At 61.1% G+C, this 18,492-nt stretch carries 16 protein-coding genes; 11 read left to right on the top strand and 5 right to left on the bottom strand.

Features of this window, described 5'->3' with window-relative positions; all coding sequences use genetic code 11:
• Positions 1-115 precede the first annotated feature (115 nt).
• The 4 genes from G9C89_RS03895 to G9C89_RS03910 all read left to right on the top strand — a co-directional run bounded on the left by G9C89_RS03895 (position 116) and on the right by G9C89_RS03910 (position 2,585).
• On the top strand, positions 116-643 hold the full coding sequence (locus tag G9C89_RS03895; RefSeq protein WP_315852793.1) for a GNAT family N-acetyltransferase: 528 nt from the start codon (positions 116-118) through the stop codon (positions 641-643).
• Positions 644-1,226: 583 nt separating this feature from the next.
• Entirely contained in the window at positions 1,227-1,535 is a 309-nt protein-coding gene (locus G9C89_RS03900; RefSeq protein WP_172144900.1) for an NIPSNAP family protein, read from the top strand.
• A 101-nt stretch (positions 1,536-1,636) separates the two neighbouring features.
• Entirely contained in the window at positions 1,637-1,855 is a 219-nt protein-coding gene (locus G9C89_RS03905; protein WP_172144903.1) for a DUF6500 family protein, read from the top strand.
• A 406-nt stretch (positions 1,856-2,261) separates the two neighbouring features.
• Positions 2,262-2,585: a DUF2834 domain-containing protein gene (locus G9C89_RS03910; RefSeq protein WP_172144906.1), complete on the top strand. Its 324-nt coding sequence runs from the start codon at positions 2,262-2,264 to the stop codon at positions 2,583-2,585.
• 265 nt (positions 2,586-2,850) lie between these two features.
• Here G9C89_RS03910 and G9C89_RS03915 read toward each other — a convergent pair whose 3' ends face one another.
• Positions 2,851-3,831 carry an IS5 family transposase gene (locus G9C89_RS03915; protein ID WP_172144909.1) on the bottom strand — a complete coding sequence of 327 codons (981 nt, stop codon included), beginning with the start codon at positions 3,829-3,831 and terminating at the stop codon, positions 2,851-2,853.
• A 213-nt stretch (positions 3,832-4,044) separates the two neighbouring features.
• Here G9C89_RS03915 and G9C89_RS03920 point away from each other — a divergent pair, with 213 nt between their 5' ends.
• From G9C89_RS03920 to G9C89_RS03930, 3 genes are all read left to right on the top strand, one after another.
• Complete coding sequence (locus G9C89_RS03920; protein WP_172144926.1) at positions 4,045-5,145, top strand: GGDEF domain-containing protein; 1,101 nt, start codon at positions 4,045-4,047, stop codon at positions 5,143-5,145.
• A 290-nt stretch (positions 5,146-5,435) separates the two neighbouring features.
• Positions 5,436-6,776, top strand: a complete 1,341-nt coding sequence (gene gdhA / locus G9C89_RS03925; protein ID WP_172144929.1) for an NADP-specific glutamate dehydrogenase — start codon at positions 5,436-5,438, stop codon at positions 6,774-6,776.
• A 305-nt stretch (positions 6,777-7,081) separates the two neighbouring features.
• Positions 7,082-7,840 carry a Crp/Fnr family transcriptional regulator gene (locus tag G9C89_RS03930; RefSeq protein ID WP_172144932.1) on the top strand — a complete coding sequence of 253 codons (759 nt, stop codon included), beginning with the start codon at positions 7,082-7,084 and terminating at the stop codon, positions 7,838-7,840.
• A 66-nt stretch (positions 7,841-7,906) separates the two neighbouring features.
• On the opposite strand, the gene G9C89_RS03935 is transcribed toward G9C89_RS03930, so the two are convergent.
• Genes G9C89_RS03935 through G9C89_RS03945 form a run of 3 tightly spaced genes read right to left on the bottom strand, consistent with a single transcriptional unit; the run spans position 7,907 to position 11,176 of the window.
• A complete protein-coding gene (locus G9C89_RS03935) occupies positions 7,907-9,184 on the bottom strand; it encodes an EAL domain-containing protein (protein WP_172144935.1) in 1,278 nt (425 codons plus the stop codon).
• Between the two features lie 10 nt (positions 9,185-9,194).
• A complete protein-coding gene (locus G9C89_RS03940; protein WP_172144938.1) occupies positions 9,195-10,037 on the bottom strand; it encodes a nitrate- and nitrite sensing domain-containing protein in 843 nt (280 codons plus the stop codon).
• Positions 10,038-10,042: 5 nt separating this feature from the next.
• On the bottom strand, positions 10,043-11,176 hold the full coding sequence (locus G9C89_RS03945; RefSeq protein ID WP_172144941.1) for a methyl-accepting chemotaxis protein: 1,134 nt from the start codon (positions 11,174-11,176) through the stop codon (positions 10,043-10,045).
• Between the two features lie 217 nt (positions 11,177-11,393).
• Between G9C89_RS03945 and G9C89_RS03950 the strand changes: the two genes are divergently transcribed.
• Together G9C89_RS03950 and G9C89_RS03955 are read left to right on the top strand one after the other, a co-directional pair.
• Positions 11,394-11,672, top strand: coding sequence for a type II toxin-antitoxin system HicA family toxin (locus tag G9C89_RS03950; RefSeq protein ID WP_172144945.1), 279 nt, complete (start codon positions 11,394-11,396; stop codon positions 11,670-11,672).
• Positions 11,673-11,718: 46 nt separating this feature from the next.
• Complete coding sequence (locus G9C89_RS03955) at positions 11,719-11,925, top strand: DUF2905 family protein (RefSeq protein WP_172144948.1); 207 nt, start codon at positions 11,719-11,721, stop codon at positions 11,923-11,925.
• Positions 11,926-11,946: 21 nt separating this feature from the next.
• On the opposite strand, the gene G9C89_RS03960 is transcribed toward G9C89_RS03955, so the two are convergent.
• Positions 11,947-12,972 carry a substrate-binding domain-containing protein gene (locus G9C89_RS03960; RefSeq protein WP_256674107.1) on the bottom strand — a complete coding sequence of 342 codons (1,026 nt, stop codon included), beginning with the start codon at positions 12,970-12,972 and terminating at the stop codon, positions 11,947-11,949.
• Positions 12,973-13,397: 425 nt separating this feature from the next.
• Between G9C89_RS03960 and putA the strand changes: the two genes are divergently transcribed.
• Positions 13,398-16,577: a bifunctional proline dehydrogenase/L-glutamate gamma-semialdehyde dehydrogenase PutA gene (gene putA / locus G9C89_RS03965; RefSeq protein WP_172144951.1), complete on the top strand. Its 3,180-nt coding sequence runs from the start codon at positions 13,398-13,400 to the stop codon at positions 16,575-16,577.
• A 164-nt stretch (positions 16,578-16,741) separates the two neighbouring features.
• Complete coding sequence (gene putP / locus G9C89_RS03970) at positions 16,742-18,256, top strand: sodium/proline symporter PutP (protein WP_172144954.1); 1,515 nt, start codon at positions 16,742-16,744, stop codon at positions 18,254-18,256.
• Positions 18,257-18,492 lie beyond the last annotated feature (236 nt).

Below are 18,492 nucleotides of genomic sequence, written 5' to 3' on the forward strand. Positions count from 1 at the left end.
CGCGGCGGCTAAAAACACAGAAATGAGCGGGTGATCTGAGCGTTTTTGGTCGATTTGCCGCTTTTAAAATCAGCAGCAGCTGAAGTCAGCCAGAAATGCATGGCTACTTCAGAGGATCCTTAGACATCTCGGAGAACGATCCAGCATGCGTATCAGTAAAGCTACTGCCGAAGATATCTCAGCGCTTAGCGCACTCCTGTTGGTGCTATTTTCCCAAGAGGCCGAGTTCACGCCAGATCAAGAGGCACAGGCACGCGGCCTTGCGCGGATCATCGACAGTCCGGATACCGGTGTTGTCCTTGTCGCCAAATCCGATGGTGTGGTTGTAGGGATGGTGACTCTTCTGTTCACGATATCCACTGCGCTCGGGGAGAGGGTCGCGCTGCTTGAAGACATGGTGATTGCCTCGAAGCTCCGTGGCGCCGGCGTTGGATCTCAGCTCCTGGAGCGAGCCATCTCGGTTGCGCGCGCCGAGGGATGCAAGCGGATCACGCTGCTCACGGACAAGACAAACGAATCGGCTCAGCGTTTCTACGCGAAGCAGGGGTTTGAGCTCTCCAGCATGGTGCCCATGCGCTTGTCGCTGACGTCGGAATGCAACGAGACGCCTAACAAATCGCTGGAGCGCACGCGTGGAAGATAAAGGGCCAGGCCCAAACCGCGCAGCCGCGGCGCTCAGCTCAACCGTTAGCCTACAGAGAGAGAATTAGGATAGCACCATGAAAGTTCGATGTCCTGACTGTGGTTATATCGCAGACAATCTTCCGCCAAGCCATAAGTGTCCTAAATGCGCAAAATTTTCCCACGATTGGCTGATTTATGATTGGGAAAGCTTTGCTTTAATCAAGCGCCGACATATCAGATATAACCTTTTAATCATTGGCTTGGTTATAATTAATTTGTTTGCGGCGATCACCTTGAAATCAACAGATGCGTTTCAATGGTTGTTCAACTTATTATTTATTCCGGCAATGATCAGTTTGTTTTATTGTCGAAAGCAGCTTAGAAGGGAATCGGAGTATGAAGGACATAGAGGCAGGGCTACGCTTCCCTGGTTTAGCGGTTTCGGGGGGCTCTAAAGCGGCTAACAAGGCGATGAAATTCGCTTCACTCGCTTCGCTGGACCCTTCTAGGCTCCACAAATTTGGGCCGCTTCGCTATTTTGCCAAAAAATACTCCGCTGCGGCGGGCTGTTTATCGCAACGTCAGGCATATAGGAAAATACAGTGATTACCTGCTATCTCCGATACATAGTTGACCCATACAAGCTCAAAGAGTTTGAGTGCTACGGCAAACTATGGATTCCACTGGTTGAGAAATTCGGCGGCAAACACCATGGTTATTTCTTGCCATCAGAGGGTGCCAATAACGTTGCGCTCGCCATGTTCACCTTCCCAAGCTTGGCTGAGTATGAACAGTATCGGGAAAAGTCACTTCAAGACACGGCCTGCATAGCTGCCTTCAAATACGCCGAAGAAACAAAATGCATCATCAGCTATGAGCGAACGTTCTTTAGGCCCGTGTTCGATGCCTAGCAAGTTCTTCAAATCGTTCGCGTCGCTCACTGGTACGGGCTAAAGTCCGCTCCTTAACCAGGCGTTATGCGCAGCAAAAATTATGGGGATGAATCAAATTAATGAGACATGACCTGAGAGAAAAAATTGTCGGGGTATGTACGAAGAAAATACTGACCAAGGGTGAATCGGTAGGTGTTTCATTTTATGCGTTCTTCGCAAACAAGAATGATGACCCAGAGCTTCTAATGGAGGCAGCGACATGGTGGATACAAACCCACAAGCTAGACCATTTCGAAAAGGCTAGTAAAATTAAGAGCATGGTTGAAGCGGGGCTCTGAGGAGTGCGGCGCATAACAAGCGGTTCAATCCGTTCGCTTCGCTCACTCGGGACGGGTTAAAGCTCGCCCTTAACCAAACGTTATATGCTGGTGACGCATGGATGAGCTTTTCGGCTTCACAATTCGGATCTTGGGCTACTTCGTAACAGAAGTCTTACTGGGGACATTTTTCTATGCTATCGACTGGCCTTTTGTGAAGATTGCCACGCGTGGGAAATATCCCCAGAAAGAGTGGCTAAGCGGCTCGAAAGAGGAGGCATATGTCTGCTGCGTAGGAATTTCAGTATTTGCCATGTCTTTAATGGCAGTGCTAGGCCAATTCAATATATAACAATGTGCTCAAGCCGTTCGCTTTGCTCACGGGCGAGCACAGCATTATGTTCTACCCCAACCCACGGAAGGCCCCATGAAAAAGATTGCATTGCCATTAGCAGTGTTGATTGCATTTACGGCGTACACAGTATTTTCAATGTCACAGGCAGAGCAGTCGCTTATTCAGTTTGGCCTTCAACTCATGTCCAGTACGGATACCGCACAAGTCGTAATCGATCTCTACATTCTGGCTGCACTTGCCTGTGTCTGGATGTACCACGACAACAAATCACGCGGCAAGTCATTCGCCGCGGTAGTTCCATATCTACTCATTACCGCTATTTTCGTCTCAATTGGCCCGCTGCTTTATCTTGTGGTCAGAGGCTTTGCAGCGCAATCCCGCGCAGCTGAACCATAACGAACGGTTCAAGTCGTTCCAAATTAATGACGGCATCATTCACCGTGAATGTCTATTTCGCCCCCTGCGATACGATGCGGCCATTGGCCGTGGTGGCGCTCTTGATTTGCTCAAGTTAAGGAAGGTCTGAAGTAGCCATGTATTTCTGGCTGACTTCAGCCCCCGCCGATTTTGAAAGCGGCAAATCGATCAAAAGCGATCAGATCACCCGCTTATTTCTGTGTTTTTAGCCGCCGCGAGCACCTCGCGGCAGCCATTCCCCGCATTACAGGCGCACCTCTCCTGCATTCGTCAGTAAATATCTGCGCGCCATCCACAGGTTCGACAGCGCGAACAGTGTCACCAGTTGCGCCGTGTTCTTCGCCAGACCACGGAACCGCGTCTTCACATAACCGAACTGGCGCTTGATCACTCTGAATGGGTGTTCGACCTTGGCCCGAACCTGCGCCTTGGCCTTCTCGATCTTGCGCTTGGCTTTGTATAGAGCGCTACGCTTGCCCAGTTTCTTGTAGGTGCTGCGGCGGGCTGCGATCTGCCAAATGACCTCACGGCCTTCATGCTCAGGGCGTTTCTCGACGCCGGTGTAACCCGCGTCAGCGCCGACCATATTTTCATCGCCATGCAGCAGCTTATCCACTTGGGTGACGTCCGCCACGTTGGCCGCCGTGCCCACCACGCTGTGCACCAGACCGGACTCGACGTCCACGCCGATATGGGCCTTCATACCGAAGTAGTACTGCTGGCCCTTCTTGGTCTGGTGCATTTCCGGGTCGCGCTTACCGTCCTTGTTCTTGGTCGAACTCGGCGCATTGATCAGCGTGGCATCGACAATCGTGCCTTGGCGCAGCGACAGCCCTCGGTCGCCCAGGTAGCCATTGATCACGGCCAGGATGCCCGCGGCCAGCTCGTGTTTCTCCAGCAAACGACGGAAGTTGAGGATGGTCGTTTCATCAGGGATGCGCTCCAGGCTCAGCCCAGCAAATTGGCGCAGGATGGTGGTTTCATACAGCGCCTCTTCCATCGCCGGATCGCTGTAACCGAACCAGTTCTGCATCAGGTGCACTCGCAGCATCGCCATCAACGGATACGCCGGACGACCACCTTCACCCTTCGGATAATGCGGCTCGATCAGGGCGATCAAACCCTTCCACGGCACCACCCGATCCATCTCGATCAGGAACAACTCTTTGCGGGTCTGCTTGCGCTTGCCTGCGTACTCGGCGTCGGCGAAGGTCATCTGCTTCATCGGAAAACTCGGCGGGTGGAATCCGGGTATTTTGCCAAAATCAGGAAGTCTTCTTCAGACTTTCCTTAACCGCCAGGCAATGCGCGCCATCAGCCAATCGGCACCCCGAAACCCCAATCTAATTTCGCCGCAGGAGAAGAATCCTGGGCACCATCAGCGCGCACGTCCGCCCATAGCCGCCTAGGCTTGGGGGATTGCACTTGGATTTCGCCTATGAACAGCAGCGACAGGTCTACGACACCCGCATCCGCATCTGTGCGGCGTCCGCAGTTCTGGCAGGTGGCCAAGCGCTGTTGCCAGATCGCCGGCACGGTGGATGTGGCGTTTTTCTTCCTTTTTTATGTCCTCGGTTCTCCCTTGCTGGCCTGGGTCAATGTCATCAGTGTTTCCATGTACATCCTGGCGTACCAGGCGCTGGCCAGGCGGCGCAATCGGTTGGCCATTGCGCTGATCTGGACGGAGGTCATCGTCCACGCCACGTTGGGTACGCTGTTGATCGGCTGGGGCAGTGGCTTTCACTACTATCTGTTGATGTTCATCCCGGCGCTGTTTCTCAGCATGCCGTTGCGCGGCGCCCTTGTGGCGCTGGTTTCGCTGTGGGCGTTTTACGTGACGCTGGATGTCGTCATGTGGACTGTCGAACCGCTGCAGCCGATTTCCCGCGATGCCTTGCTGGCCGTGCATCTGTTCAATCTGAGCGTGGTCTTCGCCATGTTCAGTTACTTGTCGTTCTTCTATCTGAAGATCGTCAGTTCGGCACAGCGCAAGCTGCGGCATATGGCGGCCACCGATCCGTTGACGGGGCTGTTCAACCGCCGGCATATGCTCGATTTGGCCGAGAAGGAGCTGGCTCGCTTCCAGCGCAGCCGGCATCCCATCGGGCTGCTGTTGCTGGATATCGATCACTTCAAGTTCATCAACGACAGCCACGGCCACGAGGTCGGCGACAAGGTGTTGGTGGAGGTGGCGAACGCGATCAAGGGAGAGCTGCGAAGCCAGGATCTGATCGCGCGCTGGGGTGGCGAGGAGTTTCTGGCGATTCTTCCGGATACCGGCCTGGAGCAGGCGCGGGCGAGTGCCGAGCGGGTCCGGCAGGCGCTGATGCAGCAGCGCTGGTGTTTCGACGGCCAGTCCGTCGCGGTCACCATCAGTGTGGGGGTCAGCGAATTCCAGGAGGACGATGGGCTGAAAAGCGCCATCAATCGTGCCGACAGGGCGCTTTACCGCTGCAAGGATAATGGTCGCAACCGGGTTGAGGTGTGCCCTGGCGCCGACGAAACTGTTGCAGCCGCTCTGCCAGTCCATTGCCCATAGGACGAGCGGTAAAGCGTGCATCGTCGCAGATGGCCCAGTAGCTATGCTGCCAGGTTGATGCGTGGCACCACAGCAAAAAAAGGCCAAAGCGCGCCCCTGTAGAACACTCAGAACACGGGGCCCAGCCAAACCACGAGTCGTGCTCATGGCTGAAAGCATAATTTATGTCATTGCACCAAAAAGATTCATAAAGGCGACATATCGCTCTATTGCGGTGCGTTGGCTGCTGCTAGAGTGCTGCCAAATTTCAGTGAGCGACCGTATGAGCACGGTCAATCGAGGGCAGTACCATGAGCGAATCCGTAGACCATTTTCTGGCCCGCCTCAAGCAGCGCGATCCCGATCAGCCTGAGTTCCACCAGGCCGTCGAGGAAGTGCTGCGCAGTCTCTGGGCGTTTCTCGAGGCCAACCCGCGCTATCTACAGAGCGGTATCGTCGAGCGCATGGTCGAACCCGAGCGCGCCATCCTGTTCCGCGTGCCGTGGGTCGATGATCAGGGCCGAGTGCAGGTCAATCGTGGCTACCGGGTGCAGATGAGCAGCGCCATCGGCCCATACAAGGGCGGCCTGCGCTTCCATCCTTCGGTGAACCTGGGCGTGCTCAAGTTTCTCGCCTTCGAACAGGTGTTCAAGAACTCCCTGACCTCGCTGCCGATGGGCGGCGGCAAGGGCGGTTCGGACTTCGACCCCAAGGGCAAGAGCGACAACGAAGTGATGCGCTTCTGTCAGTCGTTCATGAGCGAGCTGTACCGGCATATCGGTGCCGACCTCGACGTGCCGGCCGGTGACATCGGTGTGGGCGCCCGCGAGATTGGCTATATGTACGGCCAATACAAGCGCCTGGCCAACCAGTTCAGCTCGGTCTTGACCGGCAAGGGCATCGCCTACGGCGGCAGCCTGATCCGTCCTGAAGCCACCGGTTTCGGCTGCGTGTATTTCGCCGAGGAAATGCTCAAGGGCCGTGGCCAGACCATCGATGACCTGCGTGTGGCCATTTCCGGTTCCGGCAACGTGGCGCAGTACGCCGCGCGCAAGGTGATGGATCTGGGCGGCAAGGTGATCTCGCTGTCCGACTCCGAAGGCACCCTGTACGCAGAGGCCGGCCTCAGCGAGGAGCAGTGGCAGCACCTGATGGAACTGAAGAACGCGCGCCGCGGGCGGCTCAGCGAGATGGCCGTGCAGTTCGGTCTGCAGTTCATCGCTGGCCAGCGCCCGTGGCACTTGGCGTGCGATGTCGCGCTGCCATGCGCCACGCAGAACGAACTGAACGCGGAAGACGCCCGCAGCCTGCTGAAGAACGGCTGCTTCTGCGTGGCCGAGGGAGCCAACATGCCCTCGACCCTGGACGCCGTGGACCTGTTCATCGAGGCCAAGATCCTCTATGCCCCGGGCAAGGCGTCCAACGCTGGCGGTGTAGCGGTCAGTGGCCTGGAAATGAGCCAGAACGCCATGCGCCTGCACTGGACGGCCGGCGAGGTGGACGAGCGCCTGCACGCCATCATGCAGTCGATCCACCATGCCTGCATCGGCTACGGCACCGAGCCGGGCGGTTTCGTCAATTACGTCAAAGGCGCCAACATCGCCGGCTTCGTCAAGGTCGCCGATGCCATGCTGGCGCAGGGCGTGGTTTGAACTGGGTGGGGCCATTCACCGTCGGCTGACAGTACCGGGATGGGCGGCCACTATCTTCGCGGCCATACGGCGCGGATAAATCGTGGTCGCCTGTCATCCATCAGCGGTTGTGCAAATATCGAGCGCCGTAGCGAGACCGTCTCCAGGTCTTCTCCTGCCAGCAGCCAAACCCCGGCGCGGCCATTCGCCAGCCAACCCTGGCTTCTATCCGTGCGCTAACGCACGCAGTCATGGCAACCTGCGACTATCCTTTGCTGTGGGGGCACGTCATTGCCTCCTGACCTTCATCCCCAACGGTGGCAGCTATGTCCGCGATGCCCACACCGCAGCAGAACCACCTCCTGGCTGCCTTGCCGGTCGAAGTGCAGCAGCGTCTGTTCCTCAATCTCGAGCTGATACCCCTGCCGCTCGGCAAGATCTTGTATGAATCCGGGGACGCCTTGCGCCACGTCTATTTCCCGACCGACGCCATAGTGTCGTTGCTCTATGTGATGGAAAACGGCGCGTCGGCGGAGATCTCCGTGGTGGGCAATGAAGGCCTGATTGGCGTCGCCGTGTTCATGGGCGGCGAAAGCACCCCGAGCCGGGCGGTCGTGCAGAGCGCCGGCTACGCCTACCGCTTGCTGGGCAAGCAGTTCAAGGCCGAGGTCAATCGGCATGGCGAGATGTTGCACCTGATGCTGCGCTATACCCAGGCGCTGCTGACGCAGATGGCGCAGACGGCTGTGTGCAACCGGCACCATTCGATTGATCAGCAGTTGTGTCGCTGGCTGCTGTTGTCGCTGGACCGCCTGCCAGGCGACCAGTTGACCATGACCCAGGAACTGATCGCCAACATGCTTGGCGTGCGCCGCGAAGGCGTTACCGATGCCGCCGGCAAGTTGCAGAAACTCGGCGTGATCGAATACAGCCGTGGGCATATCAAGGTGCTGGATCGGCCCAGGCTCGAGCAGCTGAGCTGCGAGTGTTATGCCGTGGTCAAGAAAGAAACCGATCGTCTGCTGCACTACATGCCCGCGCGCCCGGGCAGCCAGTTCAGCCAGTTCAGCCAGCTCAGCCGCTGAGGCGGCGGGCGAGCGGGGGGCTTGCCTGTCGAGCCGTCGGCCGCTGCGCGCTCGGGGCGAACCGCATCACTGTTCCTGCCAGTCCAGGTCGCAGCAGAAGACATAGAGCGTGCCGCCAACCTTGACGGTCTGCGAGAGCGTGATGCACATGCGCGAATCGGCGACCGACAGGTAGGGCCGGCTGATCTGAATGACCCCCGGTTGCTTCAGCGCCCGGTAGTGGTAGTGCTTGTGCGACCAGTTGGCGTTGTCGCCACACAACAGGGGCGCGAAGCGCACATTCAGCTGCTGCTGGTAGTGCGGGGCATAGACATTGCGCGAGACCTGATAACCCGCCTCGTTGAGCAGATAGCCGCGCACCGTGCGCGGGTCGCTGAAGAGCACGCCGCAGCTGTGGTCAAACTGCTGGTGGGCGGCAAAATGCGCCACGGCCTGGTGAAACAGGCCTTCTATGGCGCGCGCATAGTGCTGCAAGTCGGCGCTGCGTTTGACGCTTTTCCACTGCTGGCCGCGCAGCAGGTTATCGAAGGTCGTGGCAAAGCCCTGCTCGGCGTCGATGCGCGCCTGGGGTCTGGCGAAATGGAAGCCCTGGAGCATGTCGGCATTGGCGGCAATGGCCACCAGGGCCTCGTGTTCGCTTTCCACGCCTTCCACCACCACCAGGCTGCCGGCCTCGTGCAGCAGGCTGACGATGCCGGTGAGAATGCGCTCCACCCGGCGGGAATTGCCGGCGTCCTGGATCAGGCGGCGGTCGATCTTGACGATGTCGGGTTCCAGGTCCCAGATGCGGTCGAAGTTGGAATGCCCCGCGCCGAAGTCATCGATGGCGATCAGGCAACCCAGCTGGCGGAAATGCCTGATGAACCGCTTCAGCTGGGCATGATCGCTGACTTCGCTTTCAATGATCTCGATCACCAGGCGATGCGCGGCAATGCCGCTGGCCTGCAGCAGGTTGCGGGTAAAACCGATGTCCGGTTGTTCGCTGACCAGGTACTGCGAGTTCAAGTTGAGGAACAGCCAGGCCTGCCCCGTGGCCTGGCGCGCAAAGTTGTGCACATGCAGGGTCCGGCAGGTGCGATCCAGCTCCAGGCTTTCCCGGCCATTGCTCGGCATCGCCAGCAGGGTTGCCGGCGGCTCGGCTGTGCCATCGGCATGCCGGGCGCGAATCAGCCCCTCGTAGCCCACTGCCCGGCCGTGGGCGATGCTGAAAATTGGTTGGAAATGACTGGTCAGTGACAGGCCGCGATAACGGCTGGCAATCAGCGGGTCGCTCGGCAGGCCGTGGACTGGCGGGCGGGCTGCTGCTTTATCGTCGTAGCGCAGTGGCTGGACGGTATTGAACATCTTGAATCCCTCAGCGGTGTTGTAGCTGAGCCAGCGCCGCATCGACCAGGGCCAGCAGTTCGTCGATGGCTTGGGTGGCGCGTTGGAAGTAGCTCTTGGCGGCTATCACGGGGCGTTCCTGGCCGAGCAGTTCCTGTTTTATGCAGCGCAGAAAATCCGCCACCACCTGTTCGCGATGCTGCAGGCGGAACCCGTTAGCCTGCGGGTGCTCGCTGGCATGGCGCTGCAGGGTGGCGAAGGCCGTGCCGGCGAGCAGCTCGATCTTCTGGTAGAGAAAACGCATGCGCACGCGCTGCTCGGCGCTGCTCTGGCCGGCCGCCGCGATGCCGGTGCCCAGGGCGCGCGCCTGGCCGGCCCATTCTGCCGCCTGAACCACCTCGCGCCAGATGCAGGGCAGGTAGCTCAACTCGGCACGGCCCTCGCTCAGGTCGATTTCGCTCGCCACATCCTCCATCAGAAAGATGCTGTTGCGAATGATCAGGTGATGTTGCGCCAGATTGTTCGCCTGGTCGCTGCGTCCTTCGCGCATCCGTGACCAGTGATCGATCAGGCTGTTCCAGGCGTCCCGGTGCGTGCTGTCGAGCGCCTGGGCCGCGCGGATATGCTGGTCCAGCCCCTGGCGTGCGACGGCCAGATCCTGACTCAGGCTGGCATCGCCGCAGAGCACACCATTGCTCAGGCCGCGATGGCGCTGAAAGCCGGAGATCAGCGCGCGTAACAAGGTCAGTTGCTGAATGTTCAGCTGGATATGCTGGCGCCTTTGCCGCTGCAGGCGGCGGTGCAGGGCGTAGAACAGCAGGGTCGTGATGAGCAGGGCGGTGGCGCCGGCGAGGAGGAGGGGGAATCCATTCATGCTGATTATCCTGTCAGATGAGCCAGATGGTGGGCGATGGTGCGCGCCTGGTCGGCGGCCAGCAGGTTGTCGGCATTGCCCTGACGGACGCGGTCGGCCAGTTCGGCGATTTCCGCCACGGCCTTGCCCTGTTGTTCGGTACTGACCGCCACCTGGTCCACCTGCTCGGTCAATAGCAGGGTGCGCTGTTGCACCTGATCGAGCAGGGTGCGCACCGCTGTGGAGCTGTCGGCGCTGCGATGGGCCAGATCGGTCAGGTCGGACACCTGCACCGTGGCGTCCTTGATGTGCTGTTGCACCGATTCGATGTTGCGGCTGATTTCGGCCGCCGACTCCTGGCTGTGCAGGGCCAGGCGGCGCACTTCATCGGCCACCACGGCGAAGCCCCGACCGCTCTCGCCCGCGCGCGCCGCCTCGATGGCGGCATTCAGGGCGAGCAGGTTGGTTTGCGTGGCAATCCCGCGGATGGTGCCGGACATTTCGTTGATGGTGCGCGAGTTGCTGTTCAGTTGCAGGATCAGTTCGTTGGTGGTGATGGCTTGCTGCGCCATTTCGGACACCTGCTGCACCAGATTGGTGAGCTGCTCGATGCCGTCGGCCAGCTGTTCGCTGGCCATGACGCTGGTCTGCCGCGACTCATCGGCCAGCGCCGCCACCTGCACAATGCTCACATTCAGTTGTTCCACCGCCGCCGCCGCGACAGTGGCCGATTCGCTTTGCCCCTCGGCGTTGCGGGTCACCAGCGCGGCGCTCTGCTCGAGTTCGTGTGAGGAGTGGGATATTTCATCCAGGCGCTGCTGCAACAACTGTTGTTGACGTTGCTCGCGGTTCAGCCACTGCTGAAACCCGCGGCTGACCGGCTGCAGCAGCAGCCACTGGCCCGCGCTGACTGGCTCCTGGGCGCCGTGCTGGGCGGCTTCTTCACAGTAGCGTTGCAACTGCCCGATTTCCTCCAGCAGCAGCCACAGGCTGGCAATGGCCAGGTAGGCCAGTACTGTCCACAGCGGCCCGGTTGGCAGCGTCGGCGCAGCCAGCGCGGTGGCGCCGCCTGCCAGGCTAAGCCCCAGCAGCGTGCGCAGCATGCCGACGATGCCCAGTTCGCGCAGCAGCAAAAACGCAGGGTAGGTTAGCCACTTCATGTGTCTGAATCTCCAGTGTGGGAGCCAAAAAAACGCCTGAAGCCTCTGCGAAATAGCCGCAGCGGGTTCAGGCGCCTTTGCCTTGCAGGAGCGAATCCTGCTGATGTGATTGGTTAGATAGCAAGAGTGGTGCCAGTGGCTAGCGCTGTTGTTCAAGGTGCCGTTCGGCACTCTCCGCTATCCTACGAGCAGTGGGCTGTTGCCAGGAGGTCGAGCCATGAGCCACAAGTACCAGGTTCTCCTGCACTCGATTTTCCAGGGGCCGTTGCCGAGCAACGTCCACTGGCGGGAAGTCGAGTCATTGCTGCATCACCTCGGCGCGACGGTCGAGCCGATTCTCGGTGCGCGTTTTCGTGTGCTGCTGAACCAGCACGAGTTCTTCCTGCACCACCCGCACCACAGCAATGTGTGCAGCCGGCAGGAAATCAAGCACCTGCGCGAATGCCTGACCAGCGCCGGCATGACCCCGGCGGTCTATGACCAGCGGTTCGGCTGAACGCGGGGCAGACGCCGAAGCGCATTGCTGGAGGGGTAAAACACGCATGGCGCGTTGGTTGATGATTGCCGGCCTGGCGCTGTTGCTGCTCGGTGCGCTGCTGCATTTCGCGCCCTGGCTGCTGCACTGGTTCGGTCGTTTGCCGGGCGACATCCGCATCGAATCGCCACGCGGGCGGGTATTCATTCCGCTGACTTCGATGCTGCTGCTCAGCATCGTCCTGAGCCTGCTGATCAACCTGTTCAGGCGTTAACGGATTTATCGCCTGAGCGCATCAGTCCGGCCGCCACAGTTGCAGGTAGCTGGCCTCATGGCTGGTGTCCAGTTCGATGCTGATGGTCTCGCTCTCGCGCATTATCTCGGTAGTGACCAGCAGCGGCCGGGCAACATAGCCGCTGGGCGGCTCGCCGGAGAAGGCGCGGTTCAATTCGTCGACCACTTGCCAGCCATGGGCTCCGAGCGGTTCGGCAATGGTGGCGATCTGCTGGGACAGTCCGGAGTGGATCCGCGCCAGCGCCCTGGCCGAGCCGTCGCCGGCCGACACATGGCGGATGTCCTGGCGCCCGAGCCGCGCCAGGGGTACATGGATATGGTCGAAATACACGTCATTGATCGCCAGGCTGTGGGTCCAGGCCGAACCAAAGCGCTGCTGCAGTTGCCTGACCCGGCCGGCGATCTCCTCCGACGCCCTGGCAATCGGCAGGTCCTCGACACTCAGCAGGCGACAGTTCGGGCACTCGCGGATGCGCTGGGCCATGCGCTCGGCCTTGGCCGTGGCAATGGCGAACTGGCTGTCGGTGAAGATCACTACGCCGACCGCGTCCTCGCCGATGATCTGATCCGCGGCCAGGTCCGCAACCACCAGCGGGTCGGTGGTGACGTTGCTGAACAGCCACTCGCTCGGCCCCGGCGTATCCCCGGCGTGCCAGCCGACCAGGGTTATCTTGCGCTGCTGGAACTGCGCGGGCAGTTGCCCCAGCGACTCCACGCCGAAACCGCCCAGTACCACGCCGTCCGGCGCCTGCTGCAGAGCCTGCTCGGCCATACGCCGCCACTCGGCGGCATCGCCATGCCCATCCAGCGCCTGCACCTGCCAACCGATCAGCCGGGCCGCCCGCTCGACGCTGCGATACACCGCGACCACTCCGCCGTTGCGAAAGTCGGAGGCGAGGAACATCACCCGCTTGCCCGACAGCGCCACCGGCCCCTCCTTGGGGCCGGTCCAGTCGGCATGGCTGGCAATAATCAGCAGGCCGAGCAGGCCGGCAACCAGCAGACGCAGCACGGCAGCAGCTTTCATGGCAGTCCTCCCTCCGTCCGGATAGCGCACAACCCGAGCGCCCGTAGTCAGGTTATTGATGGCTCTACGCCATGGAGCATAGCGGTTACTGCCGGACTACAGCTGCGAAGACCAGGTGATCGTGCCGGTGCATGGTAGGAGCGGGGGGCGCCCAGTTCCATGCCCGCGAAACTGCTGTCGCGGCCATGGGCCGCTCCTACGGGAGCCGGCCTCAAACGACCGTTCGCCGTTAGTTCCTCCGCTAATAGGTTTTCGCAAAAACTCCAGAGCTTTCTGCAAGAAGTTGTCATGGCTATGCCACTAAATTCCACCATCCACTGTTAATCGTGTGGGTTCGCCGTGCGTGGGTAGTCATACCGATGCATCTGAACTAGACCCATAGCAGCAGTTCCTACAACAACAGTCTCCATAAGAGGATGGGCGTGATGTTTAAAGCCAGTCACGTCTTGCAGGACGAGTTCCTTAACCGGATCTCTGCCGCCAAGGCCGCCGATTTTTTCCCTGTCATCAGCGCCAACTACAGCGTTGACGAGGCAGCCTATCTCACTGAGCTCCTTGAGCTCGCCGACCCCGGTGAGGCCGGCATCGAGGCTATCCGCCAGGGTGCCCGTAGCCTGATTCAGGACGTACGCAGCCGGGACAATGCCGTCGATACCCTCGACGCACTGCTGCGCCAGTACAGCCTCGATACCCAGGAAGGGCTGATGCTCATGTGCCTGGCCGAGGCTCTGCTGCGTGTGCCGGACGCCGCCACCGCGGACGCGCTGATCCGCGACAAGCTGAGCGCCGCCGAGTGGGAACGCCACCTCGGCCAGAGCGACAATGTGCTGGTCAACTTCGCCGCCTGGGGCCTGGTCATGACCGGCAAGGTGGTCGACCCGCAAGGCACCGATGGCCGCCCGAAAAACGTCCTCGGCAAGCTGATCAAGCGCTCCGGCGAGCCAGTGATCCGTGCGGCGATGAACCAGGCGATGAAGCTGATGGGCAAGCAGTTCGTGCTGGGTCGCAACATCGCCGAGGCGCTGAAGAACGGTCGTTCGGAGCGCGAAAAAGGCTACACCTATTCCTTCGACATGCTCGGCGAGGCGGCCTTGACCGCCGCCGACGCCGAGAAGTACATGGCCGATTACCGCAAGGCCATCGACACGGTTGGCGCCGAGGCGCAGGTCGGTCCGGGGCCCAAACCGTCGATCTCGATCAAGTTGTCGGCCCTGCATCCGCGTTACGAAGTGGCCCAGCGCGAGCGCGTGCTGACCGAACTGTTCGCCAATGTGCTGGAGCTGGCGGTGCGGGCGCGCAAGCTGGGCGTCGGCATCTCGGTGGATGCCGAGGAAGCCGACCGCCTCGAGCTGTCGCTGGAACTCTACGAGAAGTTGATGCGCGACCCGGCCATTGCCGGCTGGGGCGAATTCGGCCTGGTGGTGCAGGCCTACTCCAAGCGCTGCCTGCCGGTGCTGGTGTGGCTGACCCTGCTGGGCAAGGAACTGGGCGCGAAGATGCCGCTGCGTCTGGTCAAGGGTGCCTACTGGGACACCGAGATCAAGCAGTGCCAGGTCCAGGGCCTGGACGGCTACCCGGTGTTCACCCGCAAGGAAGGCACCGATACCTCCTACCTGGCGTGCGCCCGGTTCCTGCTGTCGGAGTTCACCCGCGGGGTGATCTACCCGCAGTTCGCCAGCCACAACGCCCACACCGTCAGCTGCATCCTGGCGATGGCTGCCGAGCACAGCGAAGCGCGCGAGTTCGAGTTCCAGCGCCTGCACGGCATGGGTGACGCGCTGTACGACACCGTCCTGGAAAAGCATGGCAAGACCGTGCGCATCTATGCGCCAGTCGGCGCGCACAAGGATCTGCTGCCGTACCTGGTCCGCCGCCTGCTGGAAAACGGCGCGAATTCCTCGTTCGTCCACCAGTTGGTCGACCCGAGCACGCCGATCGAGTCACTTCTCGATCACCCGGTGACGCAACTGCGCAAGTTCAAAACCCTCGGTAATGACAAAATCCCCCTTCCGCCTGCTCTGTTCGGTGCCGCGCGGAAAAACTCCCAAGGCCTCAACATGAACATCCAGCACTCTCTCGCTGAGCTTGAGCTCGCCTACCAACCGCACCTCAACCGTCAATGGCACGCCACACCGGTGATCAACGGGCAGACGCTGCCTGGCGCCGTGCAGGAAGTGCACTGCCCCTATGAGCTGAGCAAGCTGGTCGGCACCGCCCAGTTCGCCAGCTCCGCCCAGGCTGCTCAGGCGCTGGACGGGTTGAGCGCCGCCTGGCCGCGCTGGAACGCCACCGCCATCGACAGCCGCGCGAGCATCCTCGAGCGCCTGGCCGATCTGCTCGAGAGCAACCGCGGCGAGTTGATGGCGCTGTGCACCCTGGAAGCCGGCAAGTCCATGCAGGACGGCATCGATGAAGTGCGCGAGGCCGTGGATTTCTGCCGTTACTATGCCCAGCAGGCGCGCCTGCGTCTGGGCCGCGAAGAGCTGAAAGGCCCGACCGGCGAGCGCAACGAACTGTTCCATGAAGGCCGCGGCATCTTCGTCTGCGTCAGCCCGTGGAACTTCCCGCTGGCCATCTACCTTGGCCAGATCGCCGCCGCCCTGGTGTCCGGCAATTGCGTGCTGGCCAAGCCGGCCGAGCAGACCAGCCTGATCGCCGCCCGTGCCCTGGAGCTGATGTTCGAGGCCGGCCTGCCGGCGGATGTGATCGCCTTCCTGCCGGGCGACGGCGCCACCCTCGGTGGCGTGTTCTGCCGTGATGCCCGGGTTGCCGGCGTGTGCTTCACCGGTTCCACCGACACGGCGCGGATCATCAACCGCCAGCTGGCCGAGAAAGCCGGCCCGATCGCCGCTCTGATCGCCGAGACCGGCGGACAGAACGCGATGATCGTCGACTCCACCGCGCTGCCGGAACAGGTGGTGAAAGATGCCGTGCAGTCGGCCTTCACCAGCGCCGGCCAGCGTTGCTCGGCCCTGCGCGTGCTCTACGTGCAGGCCGACATCGCCGAGCGCGTGCTCGACCTGCTCAAGGGCGCCATGGCCGAACTGAAAGTCGGCCCGACCCACCAGCGCGAAAGCGACGTCGGCCCGGTGATCGATGGCGAGGCGCGCGAAGGCTTGCTGGCGCACATCGCCCAGCTCAAGGGCGAGGGCAAGCTGATTGCCGAAACGCCGCTGCCGGCTGGCCTGAACGGTCACTTCGTCGCCCCGGTAGCCTTCGAGATCGGCGGCATCGCCGAGCTGAAGAAGGAAAATTTCGGCCCCATCCTGCACATCGTGCGTTACCAGGCCAGCGAACTGGAGCAAGTGGTCGCCGCGATTAACGGCACCGGTTACGGCCTGACCCTCGGCGTGCATACCCGCAACGAGGAAACCGCCGAGCGCATCGAGGCCCTGGCACGGGTCGGCAACCTCTACGTCAATCGCAACCAGATCGGTGCCGTGGTGGGTGTGCAGCCGTTCGGCGGTTGCGGCCTGTCCGGCACCGGGCCAAAAGCCGGCGGCCCGAGCTACCTGTTGCGCTTCGTCAACGAACGCACCACGTCGGTCAACACCACGGCAGTGGGCGGCAACGCTTCGCTGCTGTCGCTGGTCGACGAGGACTGAATCGAAGACGGGCGAGTGTTGTAACAGCACTCGTTCGTCATCGCATTGGCGGGGCGACAACCCCGCTATCGGATGTCCACCACAAGCGTGCGTCTTCCGCCAACCGAGGGTGCGGGTCCATTCCCCGTAGCCTGAATAACAACAAATGAGAGGGGAGTCCCCCAATGACAGCTAGTACTCCAATGCTTGTCACCTTCGTGGTGTACATCGCAGCCATGGTGCTGATCGGCCTTATTGCCTACATGCGCACCAAGAATCTTTCCGATTACATCCTCGGCGGTCGCAGTCTTGGCAGTTTCGTCACGGCACTGTCCGCTGGCGCTTCCGATATGAGCGGTTGGCTGCTGATGGGCCTGCCTGGTGCCGTTTACATGTCCGGCCTGTCCGAAGGCTGGATCGCCGTCGGCCTGATCGTCGGTGCCTACCTCAACTGGCTGTTCGTTGCCGGTCGCCTGCGTGTGCAGACCGAGCACAATGGAAACGCCCTGACCCTGCCGGACTACTTCACCAACCGCTTCGAAGACAACAGCCGCGTGCTGCGGATCTTCTCCGCCCTGGTGATCCTGGTGTTCTTCACCATCTATTGCGCCTCGGGCGTGGTAGCCGGTGCGCGCCTGTTCGAAAGCACCTTCGGCATGTCCTACGGCACCGCGCTATGGGCCGGCGCTGCGGCGACCATCATCTACACCTTTATCGGGGGGTTTCTGGCGGTGAGCTGGACCGACACCGTACAGGCCTCGCTGATGATCTTCGCCCTGATCTTCACCCCTATTGCGGTGATGATCGCCACCGGCGGTGCCGACACGACGTTCGCCGCCATCGAAATGCAGAACGCCACCAACTTCGACATGCTCAAGGGCGCCACCTTCGTCGGCGTGATCTCGCTGATGGCCTGGGGCTTGGGCTACTTCGGCCAGCCGCACATCCTGGCGCGCTTCATGGCGGTAGATTCGGTCAAGTCGATCCCGGCTGCCCGGCGCATCTCCATGACCTGGATGATTCTTTGCCTGGGTGGCGCCGTGGCGGTCGGCTTCTTCGGTATCGCCTACTTCGCGGCGTACCCGGACGTTGCCGGCCCGGTAACGGAAAACCCGGAGCGGGTGTTCATCGAGCTGTCCAAGCTGCTGTTCAACCCATGGATCGCCGGCATCCTGTTGTCCGCCATCCTCGCGGCGGTGATGAGCACTCTGAGCTGCCAGTTGCTGGTGTGCTCCAGCGCGTTGACCGAAGATTTCTACAAGGCCTTCCTGCGCAAGGATGCCTCGCAGACCGAACTGGTCTGGGTCGGTCGCGGCATGGTGCTGCTGGTGGCGATGATCGCCATCATGCTGGCGGCCAACCCGGAAAACCGCGTGCTGGGCCTGGTGTCTTACGCCTGGGCCGGCTTCGGTGCCGCCTTCGGTCCGGTGGTGATCCTCTCGCTGGTATGGAAGCGCATGACCCGTAACGGCGCCCTGGCCGGCATGCTGATCGGTGCCTTCACCGTGATCCTGTGGAAGAACTTCCTGGGCCACCTGGGGCTGTACGAAATCATTCCGGGCTTCATCTTCGCCACCGTCGGCATCCTGGTGTTCAGCCTGCTGGACAAGGCGCCATCGGCCACCATGCTCAAGCGCTTCGCTGCGGCCGAGCAGGAGTACCAAGAGGCCCACAACGGTCAGCCAGCGCTGTCCTATTAAATTCATCCCCGCCTGCAGCCGGTCGTCTGCAGGCGGGGCGCCCGAGTCAGGATTTCACTGCTGATGCCCGACTCGGGCCCCACGACGACCCGATAGTGCTTTGCCGGCCCACACCTCGTTGTGTTGGGCCGGTTTTTTTTGCCTGAGTGGATCAGTGGTCATGCGGGTGCTGCAGTGGCCTGCTATTCCTGACAAGACCCACTGCCGGAGCGGAGCAGTCGCTTCGGTGCGTGCAG

Origin of the sequence: Pseudomonas tumuqii (genome assembly GCF_013184545.1) — a bacterium.
GTDB classification, from domain to species: domain Bacteria; phylum Pseudomonadota; class Gammaproteobacteria; order Pseudomonadales; family Pseudomonadaceae; genus Aquipseudomonas; species Aquipseudomonas tumuqii.